Below are 19,483 nucleotides of genomic sequence, written 5' to 3' on the forward strand. Positions count from 1 at the left end.
CGGCCGGTTCAGGCCCAGCCGAGTGCAGCGAGCGTCATGTCGATCAGCTTGATGAACGGGAACGGCAGCAGCACGCCACCGAGGCCGTACACCAGCAGGTTGCGGCGCAGGAGCGACGCGGCGCCGAGCGGCCGGTACGTGACGCCCTTCAGCGCGAGCGGGATCAGCGCGACGATGATCAGTGCATTGAAGATCACCGCCGACAGGATCGCGGAGGCCGGCGACGTCAGGTGCATGATGTCGAGCACGCGCAGCTGCGGATAGGTGGTCACGAACGCGGCCGGGATGATCGCGAAGTACTTCGCGATGTCGTTCGCGATCGAGAAGGTCGTCAGCGAACCGCGCGTCATCAGCATCTGCTTGCCGATCTCGACGATCTCGATCAGCTTCGTCGGGTTCGAGTCGAGGTCGACCATGTTGCCCGCTTCCTTCGCGGCCTGCGTGCCCGTGTTCATCGCCACCGCCACGTCGGCCTGCGCGAGCGCCGGCGCGTCGTTCGTGCCGTCGCCCGTCATCGCGACGAGCCGGCCGGCCGCCTGGTGCTCGCGGATCGTCGCGAGCTTGGTTTCCGGCGTCGCTTCCGCGAGGAAATCGTCGACCCCCGCTTCCGCCGCGATCGCCGCGGCCGTCAGCCGGTTGTCGCCCGTCACCATCACGGTCTTGATGCCCATCTTGCGCAGCTCCGCGAAGCGCTCCTTGATGCCGCCCTTCACGATGTCCTTCAGCTCGATCACGCCGAGCACGCGCGCCGCCCCTTCATGCAGGTCGGCCACGACGAGCGGCGTGCTGCCGCGGCGCGCGACCTCGTCGACCGCGCGACGCACTTCTTCCGGGAAGCGGCTGCCGTGCGTCTCGACGTAGTTGCGGATCGCATCGGCAGCGCCCTTGCGGATCTCGCGACCCGGAAGGTCGACGCCGCTCATCCGCGTCTGCGCGGAGAAGCCGATGAACGTCGCGTGCAGCTGCGCCATGTCGCGCTGGCGAATGTTGAAACGTTCCTTGGCCAGTACCACGATGCTGCGGCCTTCCGGCGTTTCGTCGGCGAGCGACGACAGCTGCGCGGCATCGGCCAGCGCTTCCTCGGTCACGCCCGGCGCCGGCACGAACGTCGATGCCTGGCGGTTGCCGAGCGTGATCGTGCCGGTCTTGTCGAGCAGCAGCACGTCGACGTCGCCGGCCGCTTCCACCGCGCGACCTGACGTCGCGATCACGTTCGCCTGCATCATCCGGCTCATCCCGGCCACGCCGATCGCGGACAAGAGGCCGCCGATCGTCGTCGGGATCAGGCACACGAGCAGCGCAACGAGTGCGGTGATCGTCACGACGTGGCCGGCCTTCATCGCTTCGACCGAGAACATCGAGAACGGCAGCAGCGTCGCGGTCGCGAGCAGCATCACGATGGTCAGCGCGACGAGCAGGATCGTCAGCGCGATCTCGTTCGGCGTCTTCTTGCGCTTGGCGCCCTCGACCATCGCGATCATCCGGTCGAGGAACGCCTCGCCGGGGTTCGCGGTGACCTTGACGACGATCCAGTCGGACAGCACGCGTGTGCCGCCCGTCACCGACGAGAAGTCGCCGCCCGACTCGCGGATCACCGGCGCGGATTCGCCGGTGATTGCCGATTCGTCGACCGACGCGACGCCATCGACCACCTCGCCGTCGGCCGGGATCACGTCGCCGGCTTCGACGAGCACGACGTCGCCACGGCGCAGCTCGGTTGCGGTCGTGATGCGGATCGGCGACTTCGGATGCGGCTCGTTGAGCTTCTTCGCCGTCACGTCTTTCTTCGCGCTGCGCAGCGATGCGGCCTGCGCCTTCGAGCGCCCTTCGGCGAGCGCTTCGGCGAAGTTCGCGAACAGTACCGTGAACCACAGCCACAGCGCGATCGCGAGGATGAAGCCCGACGGCGCCTCGGCCTGGCCGGCGAGCGCCGCGATCCACAGGATCGTGGTCAGGATGCTGCCGACGTACACGCAGAACATCACCGGGTTGCGGAACTGCGTGCGCGGCGTGAGTTTCTTGAACGAGTCCACGATCGCCGGGCGCAGCAGCGCCGGATCGAACATGGACCGTGTTGCGGAATGTTGAGTCATTGCGATCTCTTCAATCTCTTCAGTCTTTTCAATGTGTCGCCATGCGGGCGCGCATCACGCGCCCAGCCACATCATCAGGTGCTCGACGCCCGGGCCGAGCGCAAGCGCCGGCACGTAGGTCAGCGCGCCCACCAGCAGCACGGTGCCGAGCAGCAGCACGACGAACAGCGGACCGTGCGTCGGCAGCGTGCCGCTCGTCACCGCGATGCGCTTCTTCGCGGCCAGCGAACCGGCGATCGCCAGCACCGGCACGATCGTGCCGAAGCGGCCGAACCACATCGCGATCGCGGTCATCCAGTTGTAGAACGGCGTGCCGACCGTCAGGCCCGCGAACGCGCTGCCGTTGTTGTTGGCGGCCGAGCTGAACGCGTACAGGATTTCCGAGAAGCCGTGCGGGCCCGGGTTCGCGATGCCGGCCTTGCCCGCATCGGCGAGCACGGCGATCGACGTGCCGACCAGCACGAGCAGCGGCGTGAGCAGCACGACGATCGACACCATCTTCATCTCGTACGCTTCGATCTTCTTGCCGACGTACTCCGGCGTGCGGCCGATCATCAGGCCCGCGACGAACACGGCGAGCAGCGCGAACACGAGCATCCCGTAGAGACCCGAGCCGACCCCGCCGTAGATCACCTCGCCGAGCTGCATCAGCAGCATCGGCACGAGACCGCCGAGCGGCGTCAGCGAATCGTGCATCGTGTCGACCGCGCCGCACGACGCGGCCGTCGTCGCGACCGTGAAGATGCCGGTCTGCGCGATGCCGAAGCGCGTTTCCTTGCCTTCCATGTTGCCGCCCGGCTGCAGCGCGCTCGTCGACTGATCGACGTGCAGCGCGGCGAGCGTCGGGTTGCCGCCCTGCTCGGCATTTACCTCGACGCCGATCGCGATCACGAACGCGACCGTCATCGCCGCGAGCACCGCGATACCCTGCCGGCGATCGCCGATCACGCGACCGAACACGAGACACAGCGCGGCCGGGATGATCAGGATCGAGAAGATCTGCAGGAAGTTCGCGAACGGCGTCGGGTTCTCGTACGGATGCGCGGAGTTCGCGTTGAAGAAACCGCCACCGTTGGTGCCGAGCATCTTGATCGCTTCCTGCGACGCGACCGGGCCCATCGCGAGCGTCTGCTTCGTGAGCGGAGTCGGCACCGTGACCGCGTTGCCCTTGTCGTCCTTCACCGGGTTGCCCTGCGCGTCGAGCTTCGGCGCCGCATAGGTGCTCGCCTGCAGCACCGGCACGTCCTGGTACGCCTTCATGTTCTGGATCACGCCCTGGCTCATCAGCAGCGCGGCGATCACCACCGACATCGGCACGAGCACGTACATCGTCACGCGTGTCAGGTCGACCCAGAAGTTGCCGATCGTCTGCGCGGTATGACGTGCGAAGCCGCGAATCAGCGCGATCACGACGACGATGCCGGTTGCCGCCGACAGGAAGTTCTGCACGGTCAGGCCGAGCATCTGCGTCAGGTAGCTGACGGTCTGCTCGGGCGTGTAGTCCTGCCAGTTCGTGTTGGTGACGAAGCTGACGGCCGTGTTGAACGCGCCGTCGACCGTCATCGCGCCGAATTGCTGCGGGTTGCCGGGCAGGAAGCCCTGCAGGCGCAGCAGGCCATAGAGAAACAGCGCGCCGAGCGCGTTGAACGCGATCGTCGCGATCGCGTACTGCTTCCAGTTCATCTCGCTGCCGGCGTCGACGCCGGCGATGCGGTACAGCGCGCGCTCGAGCGGCCCGAACACGCGCACGACGCGCGAACTGCCGTCCATCACCGCCGACAGGTAGCGCGCGACCGGTACGGCCGCCGCGAGCAGCACGACGATGAAAAGCAGCGTCTGAAAGAGATTGTTCGCGTTCATTCGATGTCCTCCGCGCGCAGCAGCGCAAAGACGAGATACGCGAACAGCAGGGCCGTCGAAGCGCCCGCCAGCCAAAGCATCCAGGTCATGCTCGCCCCCCGCGACCGTATTGCACGAGCTTGTCGCAACCGGCAACCAAACCGAGGATCAGCGCGGTGAAAAGCACCAGGGCGCCGATAAATACCCCATCCATTTTTGTGTTCTCCGTCATCGAAGTGAGACGAGTAGAACCTTATGGGAACGCACGTAAAGGACGGGTCAAAGGTATCGGGGCGGATATAAAAAACGTGTAAACGCGAGGGCGGGGGCGATTCGGGGGCGGGACGGGCGGCGTCGAAGCGCCACCCGCGAAGGCGCGTGCCGGCATGGCGCCGGCACGGTGGGACGGGTCAGGGAACGAGGATCGTCGATCCGGTGGTTTTGCGCGCTTCGAGATCTTCATGCGCGCGGCCGACTTCCGCGAGCGGATAGCGCTGGTTGATGCTGGTCTTCACCTTGCCCGACAGGATCACGTCGAACAGCTCGGTGGCCGCGGATTCGAGATCGGCGCGCTTCGCGATGTACGAGAACAGCGTTGGCCGCGTGAAGAACAGCGAGCCGCGCGACGAGAACTCCTTCGAGTCGATCGGCGGCAGCGGGCCCGACGCATTGCCGAAGCTGACGAACAGCCCGAGCGGCGCGAGGCTGTCGAGCGAGCCGATGTAGGTGTCCTTGCCGATCGAGTCGTAGACGACCGGCACGCCCGCGCCGTTCGTGATCTCCTTCACGCGCTGCGTGAAGTTCTCGCGCGTGTAGACGACCGGATGGTCGCAGCCGTGCGCCTTCGCGAGCGCGGCTTTCTCGTCGGAGCCGACCGTGCCGATCACGGTTGCGCCGAGCGCCTTCGCCCACTGGCACACGAGCAGGCCGACGCCGCCGGCCGCCGCGTGGATCAGGATCGTGTCGCCAGCCTTCACCGGATACGTGCGGCGCAGCAGGTAGTGCGCGGTGAGACCCTGCAGCATCACCGACGCCGCGTCGTCGTAGCTGATGCCGTCCGGCAGCTTCACGAGCCGCTCGGCCGGCATCACACGCTCCTGCGCATACGCACCCGGCGGCTGTCCGACGTACGCGACGCGGTCGCCCGCCTTGAGCGCGGTCACGCCGTCGCCGACGGCCGTCACCTCGCCCGCCGCCTCCATCCCGAGGCCGCCGGGCAGCGGCTGCGGATAAAGGCCGGTGCGGAAATACACGTCGATGTAGTTGAGCCCGACCGCGTGCTGCCGGATGCGGACTTCACCCGCCTTCGGCTCGCCGACCTCGACATCGACCCATTTCATCACGTCCGGGCCGCCCGGCTGGTCGTATCGGATTGCTTTCGGCATCGTTTCGCTCCTTGTCTCTCTATCGGTCAGGGAAATGGTCGGATCGCCAACGCGCGGCGCCGACCGATGCAGGCAACAGCCGGCGGCAGGCGCGCGTCGCGATGCACGATTCTCGCCCGACGCCGCCGTCCGTGCATGGCCCTGACCGCAACAGGGGCAATCGGGCCGCGCCGCGGCCTAGCAGCGGTCCTGCATGTTCCGCGCCAGATCGTCGAGCAGCATCCGCGCCGTCGCGACGTTGGTCGCGACCGGCACGTCGTGCACGTCGCACGCGCGCACGAGCGCGGTGATGTCGGGGTCGTGCGGCTGCGCGGTCATCGGGTCGCGCAGGAATACGACGATGTCGACGCGGCCGTCGGCCAGTTCCGCGCCGATCTGCAGGTCGCCGCCGAGCGGCCCCGACAGCTTGCGCTCGACCTCCAGCCCGTGCGCCGCCGCGATGCGGCCGCCCGTCGTGCCGGTCGCGACCAGCCGGCATTGCGCCAGCGTCTCGCGATATTGACCCGCGAGCGCGACGATCTCGTCCTTCTTCGCGTCGTGCGCAATCAGTGCGATGCGGGGTTTGCTCATCTCCGGTTCCTTCGTCGTTCGGTGGTTGTCGTGATCGTGATTCGGCGGATGCAGGTCAGAACGTGCCCGGATACGCGCCGCCGTCGAGCAGCCAGTTCTGCCCGGTGATGTAGCCGGCATGCACGCTGCACAGGAACGCGCACGCCGCGCCGAACTCCTCGCGCGTGCCGAGGCGGCCGGCCGGGATGTCCTTCGTGCGCCGCGCGCGCATCTCGTCGAGCGTCAAGCCCTGCGCCTTCGCCGAAGCGGCGAGCGTGGTCGCGATCCGGTCGGTGTCGAACAGGCCGGGCAGCAGGTTGTTGATCGTCACGCCCTGCCCCGCGACCTTGCGCGACAGCCCCGCGACGAAGCCGGTCAACCCCGAGCGCGCGCCGTTCGACAGCGCGAGCACGTCGATCGGCGCCTTCACGGCCGAGCTCGTGATGTTGACGATCCGGCCGAAGCCGCGCGCGATCATCCCGTCGAGGGTCGCGCGGATCAGCTCGATCGGCGTGAGCATGTTCGATTCGAGTGCGCGGATCCAGTCGTCGTGCGAGAAGTCGCGGAAGTCGCCGGGCGGCGGGCCGCCCGCATTCGTCACGAGAATGTCCGGCTGCGGGCACGCGGCGAGCGCGGCCGCGCGCCCGTCCGGCGTCGTGATGTCGCAGGCGACCGCGGTGACCGACACGTTCGCGCCGGCGCGGATCTCCTCCGCGGCTTCCTCCAGCGTGTCGCGCGTGCGCGCGACGATCACGAGGTTCACGCCCTCGGCGGCCAGCGCTTGCGCGCAGCCGCGACCGAGCCCCTTGCTTGCCGCGCACACGAGCGCGGTCTTTCCTGCGATGCCGAGATCCATCGTCGATTCCTTGGTGGCGACACGCGCCGGCGCGGCCCGTTCGCCTGCCTGGACCACGGGCGGGCCAGGCAGGCGAACGGGCGGGCGCAGGCGCGCGGTTTGTCGTGAGACGTCGATATTATCCGGATCATGCGGCGCGCCTTGGTAAAATTGCGGGCATAAGCGCGCGGCCGGCTTGCGCCCGCCCCCGCCCCCGATCCTCTTTTGCCGCCAAGGCGCCCCCGTCATGAAACAGGACAGCCGTTTCCCGAACCTCTTCATCACCGATCACCCGCTGATCCAGCACAAGCTCACGCACATGCGCGACAAGGACACGTCCACGCGCACGTTCCGCGAGTTGCTGCGCGAAATCACGCTGCTGATGGGTTACGAGATCACCCGCAACCTGCCGATCACGACCAAGCGGGTCGAAACCCCGCTCGTCGAGGTCGACGCGCCGGTGATCGCGGGCAAGAAACTGGCGATCGTGCCGGTGCTGCGCGCGGGCATCGGGATGTCGGACGGCCTGCTCGACCTGGTGCCGTCCGCGCGCGTCGGCCACATCGGCGTGTACCGCGCCGACGACCACCGCCCGGTCGAATACCTGGTGCGCCTGCCGGATCTGGAAGACCGCATCTTCATCCTGTGCGACCCGATGGTCGCGACCGGCTACTCGGCCGTGCACGCGGTCGACGTGTTGAAACGCCGCAACGTGCCGGCGGCGAACATCATGTTCGTCGCGCTGGTCGCCGCGCCCGAGGGCGTGCAGGTGTTCCAGGACGCGCACCCCGACGTGAAGCTGTTCGTCGCGTCGCTCGATTCGCACCTGAACGAGCACGCGTACATCGTGCCGGGCCTCGGCGACGCGGGCGACCGCCTGTTCGGCACCAAGAACTGACACGCCGGCACGGCCGCGCGGCGCGCGGCCCGGCTCGCGGCGGCCTGCCCGGCCGTTCGGCCATGCGCGGCGGCCCCGATCCGGCGGTCGCCGCGTGATAAAATCTCGATCCACTCGACACGCGCGGCCCCGCGGCTTCATGCCCGCCGAAACGGCCGCCGATTCAACGACACATTGAAACAATCGCCCGCGCTGCGCGCCCGGGCACGGAGAAAGGTATGGCTGGTCATTCGAAATGGGCCAACATCAAGCATAAGAAGGCAGCGGCCGACGCGAAGCGCGGCAAGATCTGGACCCGCCTGATCAAGGAAATCCAGGTCGCGGCGCGCCTCGGCGGCGGCGATGTCAGCTCGAACCCGCGCCTGCGTCTCGCGGTCGACAAGGCGGCCGACGCGAACATGCCGAAGGACAACGTCAAGCGCGCGATCGATCGCGGCGTCGGCGGCGCGGACGGCGCGAACTACGAAGAAATCCGTTACGAAGGCTACGGCATCAGCGGCGCGGCGATCATCGTCGACACGCTGACCGACAACCGCACCCGCACGGTCGCGGAAGTTCGCCACGCATTCTCGAAGTTCGGCGGCAACATGGGCACCGACGGCTCGGTCGCGTTCATGTTCGATCACGTCGGCCAGTTCCTGTTCGCACCGGGCACGTCGGAAGACGCGCTGATGGAAGCCGCGCTCGAAGCCGGCGCGAACGACGTGAACACGAACGACGACGGCTCGATCGAAGTGCTGTGCGACTGGCAGGCATTCTCGGCGGTGAAGGACGCGCTCGAAGCCGCCGGCTTCAAGGCCGAACTCGCCGAAGTGACGATGAAGCCGCAGAACGAAGTCGAATTCACCGGCGACGACGCGGCGAAGATGCAGAAGCTCCTGGACGCGCTCGAGAACCTCGACGACGTGCAGGACGTGTATACGAACGCCGTCATCGTCGAGGAATGAGATGCCGGCCGCCGTGCACCCGTTGCGGCGGCGGCCCGATCGAATCCGCGGCCGGCGCGCCTGAGCGTGCCGGCCGCCCTGTTTTCTAGTCTGCGGGGAATCCCATGAAACTACTCGTCGTCGGTTCCGGCGGCCGCGAACATGCGCTGGCGTGGAAGCTCGCGCAGTCGCCGCGCGTCCAGATGGTCTACGTCGCACCCGGCAATGGCGGCACGGCGCAGGACGAGCGTCTGAAGAACGTCGACATCACGGCGCTCGACGAACTCGCCGATTTCGCGGAAAGCGAAGGCGTCGCGTTCACGCTCGTCGGGCCGGAAGCGCCGCTCGCGGCCGGCATCGTCAACCTGTTCCGCGCACGCGGCCTGAAGGTCTTCGGCCCGACCCGCGAAGCCGCACAGCTCGAGAGCTCGAAGGATTTCGCGAAGGCGTTCATGAAGCGCCACGGCATCCCGACCGCCGAGTACGAAACGTTCTCCGACGTAGCCGCCGCGCACGCGTACATCGACGCGAAGGGTGCACCGATCGTCGTGAAGGCCGACGGCCTCGCGGCCGGCAAGGGTGTGGTCGTCGCGACGACGCTGGAAGAAGCGCATCAAGCCGTCGACATGATGCTGTCGGGCAACAAGCTCGGTGACGCCGGCGCGCGCGTCGTGATCGAGGAATTCCTCGATGGCGAGGAAGCGAGCTTCATCGTGATGGTCGACGGCAAGCACGCACTGGCACTGGCTTCGAGCCAGGACCACAAGCGCCTGCTCGACGAAGACCGCGGCCCGAACACCGGCGGCATGGGCGCGTATTCGCCCGCGCCGATCGTCACGCCGCAGATGCACGCACGCGTGATGCGCGAGATCATCATGCCGACCGTGCGCGGGATGGAGAAGGACGGTATCCGCTTCACGGGCTTCCTGTATGCGGGCCTGATGATCGACAAGGAAGGCAATCCGCGTACGCTCGAGTTCAACTGCCGGATGGGCGACCCGGAAACGCAGCCGATCATGGCGCGCCTGAAGAGCGATTTCTCGAAGATCGTCGAGCAGGCGATCGCGGGCACGCTCGACACGGTCGAGCTCGACTGGGACCGCCGCACCGCGCTCGGCGTCGTGCTGGCCGCGCACGGTTATCCGGACGCGCCGCGCAAGGGCGACCGCATCAACGGGATCCCGGCCGAAACCGAGCAGACGGTCACGTTCCATGCAGGCACGACGCTCGACGGCGGCAAGCTGACGACGTCCGGCGGCCGCGTGCTGTGCGTGGTCGGCCTCGCCGATTCGGTGCGCGAAGCGCAGCAGCATGCGTACGACACGATCAACCAGATCAATTTCGAAGGCATGCAGTACCGCCGCGACATCGGCTTCCGCGCGCTCAACCGCAAGAGCGCTTGACGTCGCAATCGCCGCCCCGCCCTCGCGCGGCGGCGGCCCCTCTGCCGGGGTTCGATAGAATGCCCGGCAGATGCCTTTTTTACGGTCCCCGCTTCGGGCGGGGGCACCCAGTCCAGACATGACCGATTCAACCTACGACGTAGCGCGCGTGCGCACGTACCTCCAGGGCCTGCAGACACGCATCGCCGATGCGCTCGGCGCGCTCGACGGCACGCCGCTCGCGACCGACGCATGGCAGCGCGGGCCGGCCGAACGCCTGCGCGGCGGCGGCTGCACGCGGATTCTCGAAGGCGGCCGCGTGTTCGAACGCGCGGGGATCGGCTTTTCCGACGTCGCGGGCGACGCGCTGCCGCCGTCGGCGAGCGCGGCCCGCCCGCAGCTCGCGGGCCGTGGCTTCGAGGCGCTCGGCGTGTCGCTGGTGCTGCACCCGCGCAATCCGTACTGCCCGACCGTCCACATGAACGTACGGATGCTGATCGCGACGAAACCGGGCGAGGAGCCCGTGTTCTGGTTCGGCGGCGGCATGGATCTGACACCGGTTTACGGTTTCGAGGACGACGCGCGGCATTTCCACCAGACTTGCAAGGACGCGCTCGACCCGTTCGGCGTCGAGCTTTACCCGCGCTTCAAGAAATGGTGCGACGAATATTTCTTCCTGAAGCACCGCAACGAGATGCGCGGCATCGGCGGGATCTTCTTCGACGATTTCTCGGAGCCCGGTTTCGAACGCTCGTTTGACATGATGCAAAGCGTCGGCGACGCATTCCTGCAGGCCTACCTGCCGATCGTCGAGCTGCGTGCCGACCTGCCGTACGGCGAGCGTGAGCGCGACTTCCAGGCATACCGCCGCGGCCGCTACGTCGAATTCAACCTCGTGTTCGACCGCGGCACGCTGTTCGGCCTGCAAAGCGGCGGCCGGACCGAGTCGATCCTGATGTCGATGCCGCCGGTCGCGAACTGGCGCTATAACTGGCAACCCGAGCCGGGAACGCCTGAAGCGCGCCTGTACAGCGACTTCATCGTCCCGCGCGACTGGGTCTGACCCGCACGCGTGATGCTTCAAGACAAGGACGCGTTTCTGGACACCACCGCCCGCCCCGCCCCGCTGCCGCGCCGTATCGGCCTGCTGGGCGGCACTTTCGACCCGATCCACGACGGCCATCTCGCGCTCGCGCGCCGGTTCGCCGAGCTGCTCGGGCTGACCGAACTCGTGCTGCTGCCCGCCGGGCAGCCGTACCAGAAGCGCGACGTGTCGGCTGCCGAGCATCGGCTCGCGATGACCCGCGCGGCGGCCGGCTCGCTGTGCGTGCCGGGCGTGACCGTGACCGTCGCCACCGACGAGATCGAGCACGCCGGCCCGACCTACACGGTCGACACGCTCGCGCGCTGGCGCGAGCGGATCGGCCCGGACGCGTCGTTGTCGCTGCTGATCGGCGCCGATCAGCTCGTGCGCCTCGACACGTGGCGCGACTGGCGCACGCTGTTCGACTACGCGCACATCTGCGTGTCGACGCGCCCGGGTTTCGACCTGGGCACGGCGTCGCCGGACGTTGCGCAGGAAATCGCCGCGCGGCAGGCGGGCGCCGACGTGCTGAAGGCCACGCCGGCAGGCCACCTGCTGATCGATACGACCCTTTCGTTCGACATCGCCGCAACCGACATCCGCGCACACCTGCGCGAATGCATCGCGCGCCACGCGCAAATGCCCGACGCATCGGCCGAGCATGTGCCGGCCGCCGTATGGGCCTATATTCTTCAACATCGCCTCTACCACACCTGATTCCATGGATATTCGCAAACTGCAGCGCGTGATCGTCGACGCCCTCGAAGACGTCAAGGCGCAAGACATCAAGGTGTTCAACACCAGCCACCTGACCGAACTGTTCGACCGCGTGGTCGTCGCTTCGGGCACTTCCAACCGCCAGACCAAGGCCCTCGCGTCGAGCGTGCGTGACAAGGTCAAGGAAGCCGGCGGCGACATCGTCAGCTCCGAAGGCGAAGACACCGGCGAATGGGTGCTCGTCGACTGCGGCGACGCGGTCGTGCACATCCTGCAGCCGGCCCTGCGCCAGTACTACAACCTCGAGGAAATCTGGGGCGACAAGCCCGTGCGGATGAAGCTCGGCGGCGGCAAGGGGAACGGCTTCGCCACGGCCAGCGAAGGCGACGAGGACGAGGAAGAAGCCGCGCCCGCACGCCCGGCGCGCAAGACGGCCGCCCGCCGCCGTTGAGCCCCGAGTCGTTACGCGTCTCCCGATGAAGCTTTTCATCCTTGCGGTCGGCCACAAGATGCCGGGCTGGATCGCATCCGGCTTCGACGAATACACGAAGCGGATGCCGCCGGAACTGCGCATCGAGTTGCGCGAGATCAAGCCCGAACTGCGTTCGGGCGGCCGCAGCGCCGAAAGCGTGATGGCGGCCGAGCGGCAGAAGATCGAGGCCGCGTTGCCGAAGGGCGCGCGCCTCGTCGCGCTCGACGAGCGCGGCCGCGACTGGACCACGATGCAGCTCGCGCAGGCGCTGCCCGGCTGGCAACAGGACGGCCGCGACGTCGCGTTCGTGATCGGCGGTGCCGACGGGCTCGATCCGGAACTGAAAGCGCGTGCCGACGTGCTGCTGCGCATCTCGAGCATGACGTTGCCGCACGGGATGGTGCGCGTGCTGCTCGCCGAACAGCTTTACCGGGCGTGGAGCATCACGCAGAATCACCCCTACCACCGCGCATGACGTGTCGTCCTCGAGACGCGCGCCATGCGCGCTCACCGAGATAACGACACCATGCCGTCGAGCACGTCCCCCGCGCTTTTCCCGACCCTTTACCTCGCTTCGCAAAGCCCGCGCCGCCAAGAGCTGCTGCAGCAGATCGGCGTACGCTTCGAACTCCTGCTGCCGCGCCCCGACGAGGACGCCGAAGCGCTCGAGGCCGAACTGCCCGGTGAAGCCGCCGATGCCTACGTGCGGCGCGTGACCATCGCGAAGGCCGAAGCCGCGCGTGCACGCCTCGTCGCGAGCGGCAAGCCGGCCGCGCCGGTGCTGGTCGCCGATACGACCGTCACGATCGACGGCGCGATCCTCGGCAAGCCGGCCGACACCGGCGACGCGCTCGCGATGCTGACGCGCCTCGCGGGCCGCGAACACGCGGTGCTGACCGCCGTCGCCGTGATCGATGCCGACGGCGAACTGCTGCCGCCCGCGCTGTCGCGCTCGTCGGTGCGCTTCGCGGCCGCGTCGCGCGACGCGTACGCGCGCTACGTCGAATCGGGCGAACCATTCGGCAAGGCCGGCGCGTACGCGATCCAGGGGCGCGCGGCAGAATTCATCGAGCGAATCGACGGTTCCCATTCAGGTATCATGGGTCTGCCCCTTTTTGAGACCGCGGCGCTGTTGCGCGCCGCGCGTGTCGCCTTCTGAATCCCACCATGAACGAAGAAATCCTGATCAACCTCACGCCGCAGGAAACGCGGGTCGCACTCGTCCAGCAAGGCGCGGTGCAGGAGCTTCACGTCGAGCGCACGCTGTCGCGCGGGCGGGTCGGCAACATCTATCTCGGCAAGGTCGTGCGCGTGCTGCCCGGCATGCAGTCGGCGTTCATCGACATCGGCCTCGAGCGCGCGGCATTCCTGCACGTCGCCGACATCTGGCATCCGCGCCTCGCGGGCGAGCCGCAGTCGGGCACGCCGCACCAGCCGATCGAGAAGATCGTGTTCGAGGGCCAGACGCTGATGGTCCAGGTGATCAAGGATCCGATCGGCACGAAGGGCGCGCGGCTGTCGACGCAGGTCAGCATCGCGGGCCGCACACTCGTCTACCTGCCGCAGGAGCCGCATATCGGCATCTCGCAGAAGATCGAGAGCGAGGCCGAGCGCGAGGCCGTGCGCGCGCGCCTGACGGCCGTGATCCCGCCGGACGAGAAAGGCGGCTACATCGTGCGGACGATCGCCGAGGATGCGACCTCCGACGAACTGGCCGGCGACGTCACGTACCTGCGCAAGACGTGGGCGACGATCGTCGGGCTTGCGCAGCGGCTGCCGGCGACGAGCCTGCTGTACCAGGATCTCGATCTCGCGCAGCGCGTGCTGCGCGATTTCTCGAACGACGACACGACGCGCATCCAGGTCGATTCGCGCGAGACGTATCAGCGCCTCGCGGAATTCGCGTCCGAGTTCACGCCGGCCGTGGCCCCGAAGCTGCATCACTACACCGGCGAGCGGCCGCTGTTCGACCTGTACAACATCGAGACGGAAATCCAGCGCGCGCTGTCGCGCCGCGTCGACCTGAAGTCGGGCGGCTACCTGATGATCGACCAGACCGAGGCGATGACGACGATCGACGTGAACACGGGCGGCTACGTCGGCGCGCGCAACTTCGACGACACGATCTTCAAGACCAACCTCGAGGCCGCGCACACGATCGCGCGGCAACTGCGGCTGCGCAACCTCGGCGGGATCATCATCATCGACTTCATCGACATGGAGAACGCCGAGCATCGCGACGCGGTGCTGTCCGAGCTGAAGAAGGCGCTGTCGCGCGACCGCACGCGCGTGACGGTCAACGGCTTCTCGCAGCTCGGGCTCGTCGAGATGACGCGCAAGCGCACGCGCGAATCGCTCGCGCACGTGCTGTGCGAGCCTTGCCCCACCTGCCAGGGCAAGGGCCAGGTGAAGACGTCGCGCACCGTGTGCTACGACATCCTGCGCGAGATCCTGCGCGAATCGCGGCAATTCAACCCGCGCGAATTCCGCGTGATCGCCGCGCAACAGGTGATCGACCTGTTCCTCGACGAGGAATCGCAGCATCTCGCGATGCTGATCGACTTCATCGGCAAGCCGGTGTCGCTGCAGGTCGAATCGAACCTGAGCCAGGAGCAGTACGATATCGTGCTGATGTAAGGCTCCTCCCATCCGCCGCCGGCTTCGCCGCGCGGCGCTTCGATGCGGCGCCCGGGCCGCTCGCGCATGCCGCGTCAGCGCCCGCCGCCGCCCTTTCATTGACCCTTTTCGCACTCACCACACACCATGAGCCAAGGCCACAACCGCCGTCAGCGCAAGAAACTCCATATCGGCGAATTCCAGGAACTCGCGTTCAACGCGACCGCGCATTACCGCAATGAGATGACCGACCTCGAACGCGGCGAACTGATCGATGCGTTCATCGACTTCGTCGAAGCGAACGGGCTGCTGACCGTCGCGTCCGCGGACGAAGGCATCGGCGCCTACGTGATCTCCGGCGCGCCGCGCGGCACGACGACCGACGCCGATCGCGAGCTCGTACGCGGCTGGCTGGCAGCACGGCCGGAACTGACCGACGTCAAGGTCAGCGAATTCACCGATGCGTGGTATCCGGACGCCTGACTTTCCGGCTTCTCCCTGCATCGGGCAGCGCCGGCCCTGCTCGCCGTCATGGCGGGCCGGGCCGGCGCCTGCCTGCACTGCCTCCTCTCCCTCTCCCGCTCCCCCTCCCTTCCCCGTCGCCCGACACCCGCGCGACCGGCACCGACTCACACGATTCGCACCGCGTCGACCGTGATTACCCCGATTCCGGCAGTGAATCGGACGCTTACTTCAATTTAACGATCGTTAAAGGACGTCTCCTGTCGGCAGACCTACTCTGATCGCCAGGAATCCGGTGTTTTCCGGCGCGATCGGCAAGCAATACGAAAGAATGCAAACCGCTCGCCCGACAGGTGTTCCGGCTTCCGGTACAGGCGAAAACGCGACACGGCGACAGGTCAATCAGGGAGACAACCAACGATGCGCCAGCCGCTTCCCCACCGTGGCGACGAAAAACCGGCGCACGCGAAGGCCGCCTGACCCACCCCTTCAATCGATACGAGGATGACATGAATACGCCGAACACCCATCAAGCAGGACTCCGAATGATCATGATCGCGGCGGGCGTTGCGACGCTGATGTCGCTGTCCGCGTGCGGCGGCTCCGGCTCGCTGAGCCAGGGCACCGGCGGTGGCGGATCGGGTTCGGGCGATACGACGGCCACGACCGGCGGTACGGGCAACGGCTCCGGCAGCGGGTCGGGAACCGGCTCGACCGTCGGCAGCACGGGCAGCGGCTCCAGCGGTACAGGCAGCACCTCAGGCACCGGCACCTCGGCCAATGCGCTCGGCCAGACGATCGATTCGTCCAGCAACATCGTGACGGCCGCGGGCGGCACCGTGTCGGGCGCCGGCGCGGTGATCGCCGGCCAGTCGCTGCCGGGCACGAACGCGGCGACCACGCAGGGGCTCGGCACCGTCGTGCAGGACGCCGGCGCGGCCGTCACGACGCTCGGCAACGGCGTCGGGGCGGGGCTCGGCCAGCTCGGCGCAACGTCGAACCCGGTCGGCACGACGGTCGCGAGCACGGGCGGCGTCGTCACGAACCTCGGCAACGCGGTCGCCGCGACCGGCGGTGTCGTGTCGAGTCTTGGCGCCAGCGGCTCGGCACTAGCCCCGCTCGCCCCCGTCACGTCGCCCGTCGGCAGCGCGATCACGACGCTCGGCAATACGATCGCGGGCGGCGGTGCAACGCTCGGCACCCAGCTGTCGACCGGCCCCGTCGCGCAGGTCACGGGCGCCGCCAGTTCGGCGATCACGCCGATCACGACGACGGTCGGGTCGGTCACGCAAACCGTCGCAGCGAGCACGCCGCTCGGCGCGCCGCTCACTAACCTCGTGACGACGGTCGGCAACGGTGTCGCGAACGCCGGCACGACGATCGCGAAGACCGGCGGCAATCCGGTCACGACCGGCGTCGGCAATGTGGTGACGGCAACCGGCAACACGGTGGCCACGGCCGGCACGACGCTGCTCGGCGGCAGCGGTGCCGCGACGAATCCGCTCGCGCCGGTCACGGTGCTCCTGTCGACGGGCGCACTCGGCGGCACGACGGGCGGCAGCAACCCGGCAGGCGCGCTCACGTCGGCGGTCGGCACTGTGACGGGAGCGGTGTCGGGCGCGGCCGGCGGCTCGCCCGTCGCGGCGCTGACGGGCAGCACCGGTACCGGAGCGATCTCGAAGACGGGCGGCGGCGTGCTCGCACCCGTGACGACGACGCTCGGCGCACTGGTCAAATAAGCAGCCGGCACGGGCGGCGCCCGGATCGTCATCCTCGACGGTCGGGCGCCGCAGCGGCATCCTCGGCCGTCATCCGGCATCACGCGCGCCACCTCCGATCCCTACCTTTTCCCCACAGTCCGCCTGCAACCGGCCATCAAAATCGGTCCTGAAAGCAAGACACGTTAAAATCTCACCTCGCGTGGTGCGCCGCCCGCACCCGCCATCCATCGCCAGCCGCGTGCCGTAGGGCCGCCCCCGACCCATGGAGTGAGTGTCAATGAGCGGCGGACTTCCGTTTCCCGCATCCCGCAAGTCGTTACCGTCCTCGACGGTCTTCCTGATTCTCGCCGCCGCCGTGCTGCTGTCCGGCTGCGGGCTGCTGCCGGTCCAGAACCCGCCCGCGCCGATCAGCGAGGCGCTGGTCGAGCACGTCGAGGAAACCGCCGGCGAGCCGCTGACGATGCCGCCCGTGCCGGCGCCGACGCATCCGGAGGCGCCGGAAGCGCCGAAGAAGCCGCACCGCGAAGCGACGCGGCCGAAACCCGTGCAACGCCCCGAAACACCGACGCCTCCACCGCCACCGCCGCCACCGATCGTCGCGACGCGCCCGCTCGACCGCACCCAGATCCATGCGCTGCTCGACAGCGAGGTCGCGCGCCGCAACGGCAAGGTGATCGGCCGCGCGGTCGACATGGTGACCGACGCGAGCGGCAAGCCGCGCGAGATGATCGTCAACCTGCAGGGCTTCATGGGCGTCGGCGACCGCAAGGTCATCTTCCCGTGGAACGTGTTCCGCTTCACGCCGGGCGGCAAACAGGAGCCGATCGTGCTCGACGTGCCGTCGGGCGACCTGCCGCCGGCCGCGCGGCCGAAGGCCGTGCCGCTGTCGGGCTCGGCCGCGGCCTCGCCCGCGACACGGCTGCCGATGCTCGACAGCGATGTCGAGCGCCCGAACGGCACGAAGATCGGTCGCATCGTCGACGTACTGATCGACCGCGCCGCGCAGCCGCAGGCTGTCGTGCTCGACCTCGGCGGCCTCGTCAATACCGACCGTCGCTCGATCGCCGCGAGCTGGGGCGCACTGCGCTTCGTCACGCGCGACAAGGCGCTGCACCCGCAGCTGGACCTGAACGACGCACAGATCAAGGCGTCGCCGCCCTACGCGACCGACAAGCCGATCGTCGCGGTCTTCCCGCCCGTTGCCCCGGCGCCGGCTTCGTCTGCGAGTGCGACCCGATGACGATCAAGCATTCCGTCAGCGTTCGCAGTCTCCGGTCCCTCGACTGGCTCAACTTCTTCGTTGCAAACGTTCAAACAGGGTTCGGTCCGTTCATCGCGTCCTACCTCGCGTCGCACAAGTGGACGCAGGGCGAGATCGGCATGGTGCTGTCGATCGGCACGATCAGCGCGATGGTCAGCCAGGTGCCGGGCGGCGCGGCCGTCGATGCGCTGAAGAACAAGAAAGGCGCGGCCGCGTGGGCGATCGCGGCCATCATCCTGTCCGCGGTGCTGCTCGCGTCGAGCCCGACCATCGTGCCGGTGATCGCCGCCGAAGTGTTCCACGGTTTCGCGAGCTGCATGCTCGTGCCGGCGATGGCCGCGATCTCGTTCTCGCTCGTCGGCCGCGCCGATCTCGGCGACCGGCTCGGCCGCAACGCGCGCTGGGCGTCGATCGGCAGCGCGGTCGCCGCGGGCCTGATGGGGCTCACCGGCGAATACTTCTCCGCGCGCGCGGTGTTCTGGCTGACCGCCGTGCTGGCGCTGCCTGCGCTGTTCGCGCTCGCGATGATCCAGCCGACCCACGAGGTGATCCCGCAATCGTCGAAACCCGACGAGCACGACGAAGCCGGCGAACGCGAAACACTGGTCGAACTGCTGCGCGACCGCCGGATGCTGATCTTCGCGGCCTGCGTCGTGCTGTTCCACCTGTCGAACGCGGCGATGCTGAACCTCGCGGCCGGCGAAGTCACGGCCGGGATGGGCGAGAACGTGCAGCTCGTGATCGCCGCGTGCATCATCGTGCCGCAGGCGATCGTCGCGATGCTGTCGCCGTGGGTCGGCCGCTCCGCGCAGCGCTGGGGCCGACGGCCGATCCTGCTGCTCGGCTTCTCGGCACTGCCGGTGCGCGCGCTGCTGTTCGCGGGCGTGAGCAGCCCGTACCTGCTGGTGCCGGTGCAGATGCTCGACGGCATCAGCGCGGCCGTGTTCGGCGTGATGCTGCCGCTGATCGCGGCCGACGTCGCAGGCGGCAAGGGCCGCTACAACCTATGCATCGGGCTGTTCGGGCTCGCGGCCGGGATCGGCGCGACGCTCAGCACCGCGGCGGCCGGCTACGTCGCCGATCACTTCGGGAATGCCGTCAGCTTCTTCGGGCTCGCCGGCGCCGGTGCGCTGGCGGTGCTGCTGGTCTGGCTCGTGATGCCCGAAACGCGCGTCGAGAACGGCGACGCGGCAGCCGACGAACCGGCCGCCGCGTCGCCCGAACAGGCGCACTGACGCCCGCG

Annotated in this window: 19 protein-coding genes; 13 read left to right on the top strand and 6 right to left on the bottom strand. The window is 68.2% G+C overall.

The window, feature by feature from the left end:
* Nucleotides 1-8: 8 nt before the first annotated feature.
* The 6 genes from kdpB to ACPTTF_RS12535 all read right to left on the bottom strand — a co-directional run bounded on the left by kdpB (nt 9) and on the right by ACPTTF_RS12535 (nt 6,722).
* The gene (gene kdpB, locus ACPTTF_RS12510) at nt 9-2,093 is read right to left on the bottom strand and encodes a potassium-transporting ATPase subunit KdpB (RefSeq protein ID WP_423371337.1); all 2,085 of its coding nucleotides are present in this window, start codon (nt 2,091-2,093) and stop codon (nt 9-11) included.
* A 54-nt stretch (nt 2,094-2,147) separates the two neighbouring features.
* Entirely contained in the window at nt 2,148-3,953 is a 1,806-nt protein-coding gene (kdpA, locus tag ACPTTF_RS12515) for a potassium-transporting ATPase subunit KdpA (protein WP_423371338.1), read from the bottom strand.
* Nucleotides 3,950-4,042 carry a K(+)-transporting ATPase subunit F gene (gene kdpF, locus ACPTTF_RS12520; protein ID WP_006752209.1) on the bottom strand — a complete coding sequence of 31 codons (93 nt, stop codon included), beginning with the start codon at nt 4,040-4,042 and terminating at the stop codon, nt 3,950-3,952. The genes kdpA and kdpF overlap by 4 nt, the downstream gene beginning before the upstream one ends.
* A gap of 300 nt (nt 4,043-4,342) precedes the next feature.
* A complete protein-coding gene (locus ACPTTF_RS12525) occupies nt 4,343-5,317 on the bottom strand; it encodes a quinone oxidoreductase family protein (protein WP_423371339.1) in 975 nt (324 codons plus the stop codon).
* Nucleotides 5,318-5,494: 177 nt separating this feature from the next.
* Complete coding sequence (locus ACPTTF_RS12530) at nt 5,495-5,887, bottom strand: methylglyoxal synthase (RefSeq protein ID WP_060172963.1); 393 nt, start codon at nt 5,885-5,887, stop codon at nt 5,495-5,497.
* A gap of 55 nt (nt 5,888-5,942) precedes the next feature.
* Complete coding sequence (locus tag ACPTTF_RS12535; RefSeq protein WP_423371340.1) at nt 5,943-6,722, bottom strand: SDR family oxidoreductase; 780 nt, start codon at nt 6,720-6,722, stop codon at nt 5,943-5,945.
* A gap of 226 nt (nt 6,723-6,948) precedes the next feature.
* Here ACPTTF_RS12535 and upp point away from each other — a divergent pair, with 226 nt between their 5' ends.
* The 13 genes from upp to ACPTTF_RS12600 all read left to right on the top strand — a co-directional run bounded on the left by upp (nt 6,949) and on the right by ACPTTF_RS12600 (nt 19,475).
* Complete coding sequence (upp, locus tag ACPTTF_RS12540) at nt 6,949-7,599, top strand: uracil phosphoribosyltransferase (protein ID WP_011352740.1); 651 nt, start codon at nt 6,949-6,951, stop codon at nt 7,597-7,599.
* Between the two features lie 218 nt (nt 7,600-7,817).
* Complete coding sequence (locus ACPTTF_RS12545) at nt 7,818-8,546, top strand: YebC/PmpR family DNA-binding transcriptional regulator (protein ID WP_262535237.1); 729 nt, start codon at nt 7,818-7,820, stop codon at nt 8,544-8,546.
* A 104-nt stretch (nt 8,547-8,650) separates the two neighbouring features.
* A complete protein-coding gene (gene purD, locus ACPTTF_RS12550) occupies nt 8,651-9,928 on the top strand; it encodes a phosphoribosylamine--glycine ligase (protein WP_423371341.1) in 1,278 nt (425 codons plus the stop codon).
* Nucleotides 9,929-10,046: 118 nt separating this feature from the next.
* A complete protein-coding gene (gene hemF / locus ACPTTF_RS12555; RefSeq protein ID WP_166960756.1) occupies nt 10,047-10,970 on the top strand; it encodes an oxygen-dependent coproporphyrinogen oxidase in 924 nt (307 codons plus the stop codon).
* A 12-nt stretch (nt 10,971-10,982) separates the two neighbouring features.
* Entirely contained in the window at nt 10,983-11,708 is a 726-nt protein-coding gene (locus ACPTTF_RS12560) for a nicotinate-nucleotide adenylyltransferase (protein WP_423371342.1), read from the top strand.
* 4 nt (nt 11,709-11,712) lie between these two features.
* Complete coding sequence (rsfS, locus tag ACPTTF_RS12565) at nt 11,713-12,159, top strand: ribosome silencing factor (RefSeq protein ID WP_027786832.1); 447 nt, start codon at nt 11,713-11,715, stop codon at nt 12,157-12,159.
* Nucleotides 12,160-12,184: 25 nt separating this feature from the next.
* Entirely contained in the window at nt 12,185-12,655 is a 471-nt protein-coding gene (gene rlmH, locus ACPTTF_RS12570; protein WP_006484265.1) for a 23S rRNA (pseudouridine(1915)-N(3))-methyltransferase RlmH, read from the top strand.
* A gap of 51 nt (nt 12,656-12,706) precedes the next feature.
* On the top strand, nt 12,707-13,339 hold the full coding sequence (locus ACPTTF_RS12575) for a Maf family protein (protein ID WP_423371880.1): 633 nt from the start codon (nt 12,707-12,709) through the stop codon (nt 13,337-13,339).
* An 8-nt stretch (nt 13,340-13,347) separates the two neighbouring features.
* The gene (gene rng / locus ACPTTF_RS12580) at nt 13,348-14,817 is read left to right on the top strand and encodes a ribonuclease G (RefSeq protein ID WP_166960759.1); all 1,470 of its coding nucleotides are present in this window, start codon (nt 13,348-13,350) and stop codon (nt 14,815-14,817) included.
* 126 nt (nt 14,818-14,943) lie between these two features.
* Complete coding sequence (locus ACPTTF_RS12585) at nt 14,944-15,279, top strand: YggL family protein (RefSeq protein WP_166960829.1); 336 nt, start codon at nt 14,944-14,946, stop codon at nt 15,277-15,279.
* 488 nt (nt 15,280-15,767) lie between these two features.
* Nucleotides 15,768-16,997 carry a collagen-like triple helix repeat-containing protein gene (locus ACPTTF_RS12590; protein ID WP_423371343.1) on the top strand — a complete coding sequence of 410 codons (1,230 nt, stop codon included), beginning with the start codon at nt 15,768-15,770 and terminating at the stop codon, nt 16,995-16,997.
* A 259-nt stretch (nt 16,998-17,256) separates the two neighbouring features.
* Complete coding sequence (locus tag ACPTTF_RS12595) at nt 17,257-18,219, top strand: PRC-barrel domain-containing protein (RefSeq protein ID WP_423371344.1); 963 nt, start codon at nt 17,257-17,259, stop codon at nt 18,217-18,219.
* Nucleotides 18,216-19,475 carry an MFS transporter gene (locus ACPTTF_RS12600; RefSeq protein ID WP_166960838.1) on the top strand — a complete coding sequence of 420 codons (1,260 nt, stop codon included), beginning with the start codon at nt 18,216-18,218 and terminating at the stop codon, nt 19,473-19,475. The genes ACPTTF_RS12595 and ACPTTF_RS12600 overlap by 4 nt, the downstream gene beginning before the upstream one ends.
* Nucleotides 19,476-19,483 lie beyond the last annotated feature (8 nt).

Origin of the sequence: Burkholderia crassaminum (assembly GCF_964265005.1) — a bacterium.
In the GTDB taxonomy this organism is placed as follows: Bacteria; Pseudomonadota; Gammaproteobacteria; order Burkholderiales; family Burkholderiaceae; genus Burkholderia.

Coding starts and splice junctions, on each gene's coding strand:
- upp (WP_011352740.1), top strand. CDS start 6,949: ATGAAACAGGACAGCCGTTTCCCGAACCTCTTCATCACCGATCACCCG.
- rsfS (WP_027786832.1), top strand. CDS start 11,713: ATGGATATTCGCAAACTGCAGCGCGTGATCGTCGACGCCCTCGAAGAC.
- ACPTTF_RS12590 (WP_423371343.1), top strand. CDS start 15,768: ATGAATACGCCGAACACCCATCAAGCAGGACTCCGAATGATCATGATC.
- ACPTTF_RS12560 (WP_423371342.1), top strand. CDS start 10,983: ATGCTTCAAGACAAGGACGCGTTTCTGGACACCACCGCCCGCCCCGCC.
- ACPTTF_RS12545 (WP_262535237.1), top strand. CDS start 7,818: ATGGCTGGTCATTCGAAATGGGCCAACATCAAGCATAAGAAGGCAGCG.
- purD (WP_423371341.1), top strand. CDS start 8,651: ATGAAACTACTCGTCGTCGGTTCCGGCGGCCGCGAACATGCGCTGGCG.
- ACPTTF_RS12600 (WP_166960838.1), top strand. CDS start 18,216: ATGACGATCAAGCATTCCGTCAGCGTTCGCAGTCTCCGGTCCCTCGAC.
- ACPTTF_RS12535 (WP_423371340.1), bottom strand. CDS start 6,722: ATGGATCTCGGCATCGCAGGAAAGACCGCGCTCGTGTGCGCGGCAAGC.
- ACPTTF_RS12525 (WP_423371339.1), bottom strand. CDS start 5,317: ATGCCGAAAGCAATCCGATACGACCAGCCGGGCGGCCCGGACGTGATG.
- kdpB (WP_423371337.1), bottom strand. CDS start 2,093: ATGACTCAACATTCCGCAACACGGTCCATGTTCGATCCGGCGCTGCTG.
- rlmH (WP_006484265.1), top strand. CDS start 12,185: ATGAAGCTTTTCATCCTTGCGGTCGGCCACAAGATGCCGGGCTGGATC.
- ACPTTF_RS12595 (WP_423371344.1), top strand. CDS start 17,257: ATGAGCGGCGGACTTCCGTTTCCCGCATCCCGCAAGTCGTTACCGTCC.
- ACPTTF_RS12575 (WP_423371880.1), top strand. CDS start 12,707: ATGCCGTCGAGCACGTCCCCCGCGCTTTTCCCGACCCTTTACCTCGCT.
- rng (WP_166960759.1), top strand. CDS start 13,348: ATGAACGAAGAAATCCTGATCAACCTCACGCCGCAGGAAACGCGGGTC.
- ACPTTF_RS12585 (WP_166960829.1), top strand. CDS start 14,944: ATGAGCCAAGGCCACAACCGCCGTCAGCGCAAGAAACTCCATATCGGC.
- kdpF (WP_006752209.1), bottom strand. CDS start 4,042: ATGACCTGGATGCTTTGGCTGGCGGGCGCTTCGACGGCCCTGCTGTTC.
- hemF (WP_166960756.1), top strand. CDS start 10,047: ATGACCGATTCAACCTACGACGTAGCGCGCGTGCGCACGTACCTCCAG.
- ACPTTF_RS12530 (WP_060172963.1), bottom strand. CDS start 5,887: ATGAGCAAACCCCGCATCGCACTGATTGCGCACGACGCGAAGAAGGAC.
- kdpA (WP_423371338.1), bottom strand. CDS start 3,953: ATGAACGCGAACAATCTCTTTCAGACGCTGCTTTTCATCGTCGTGCTG.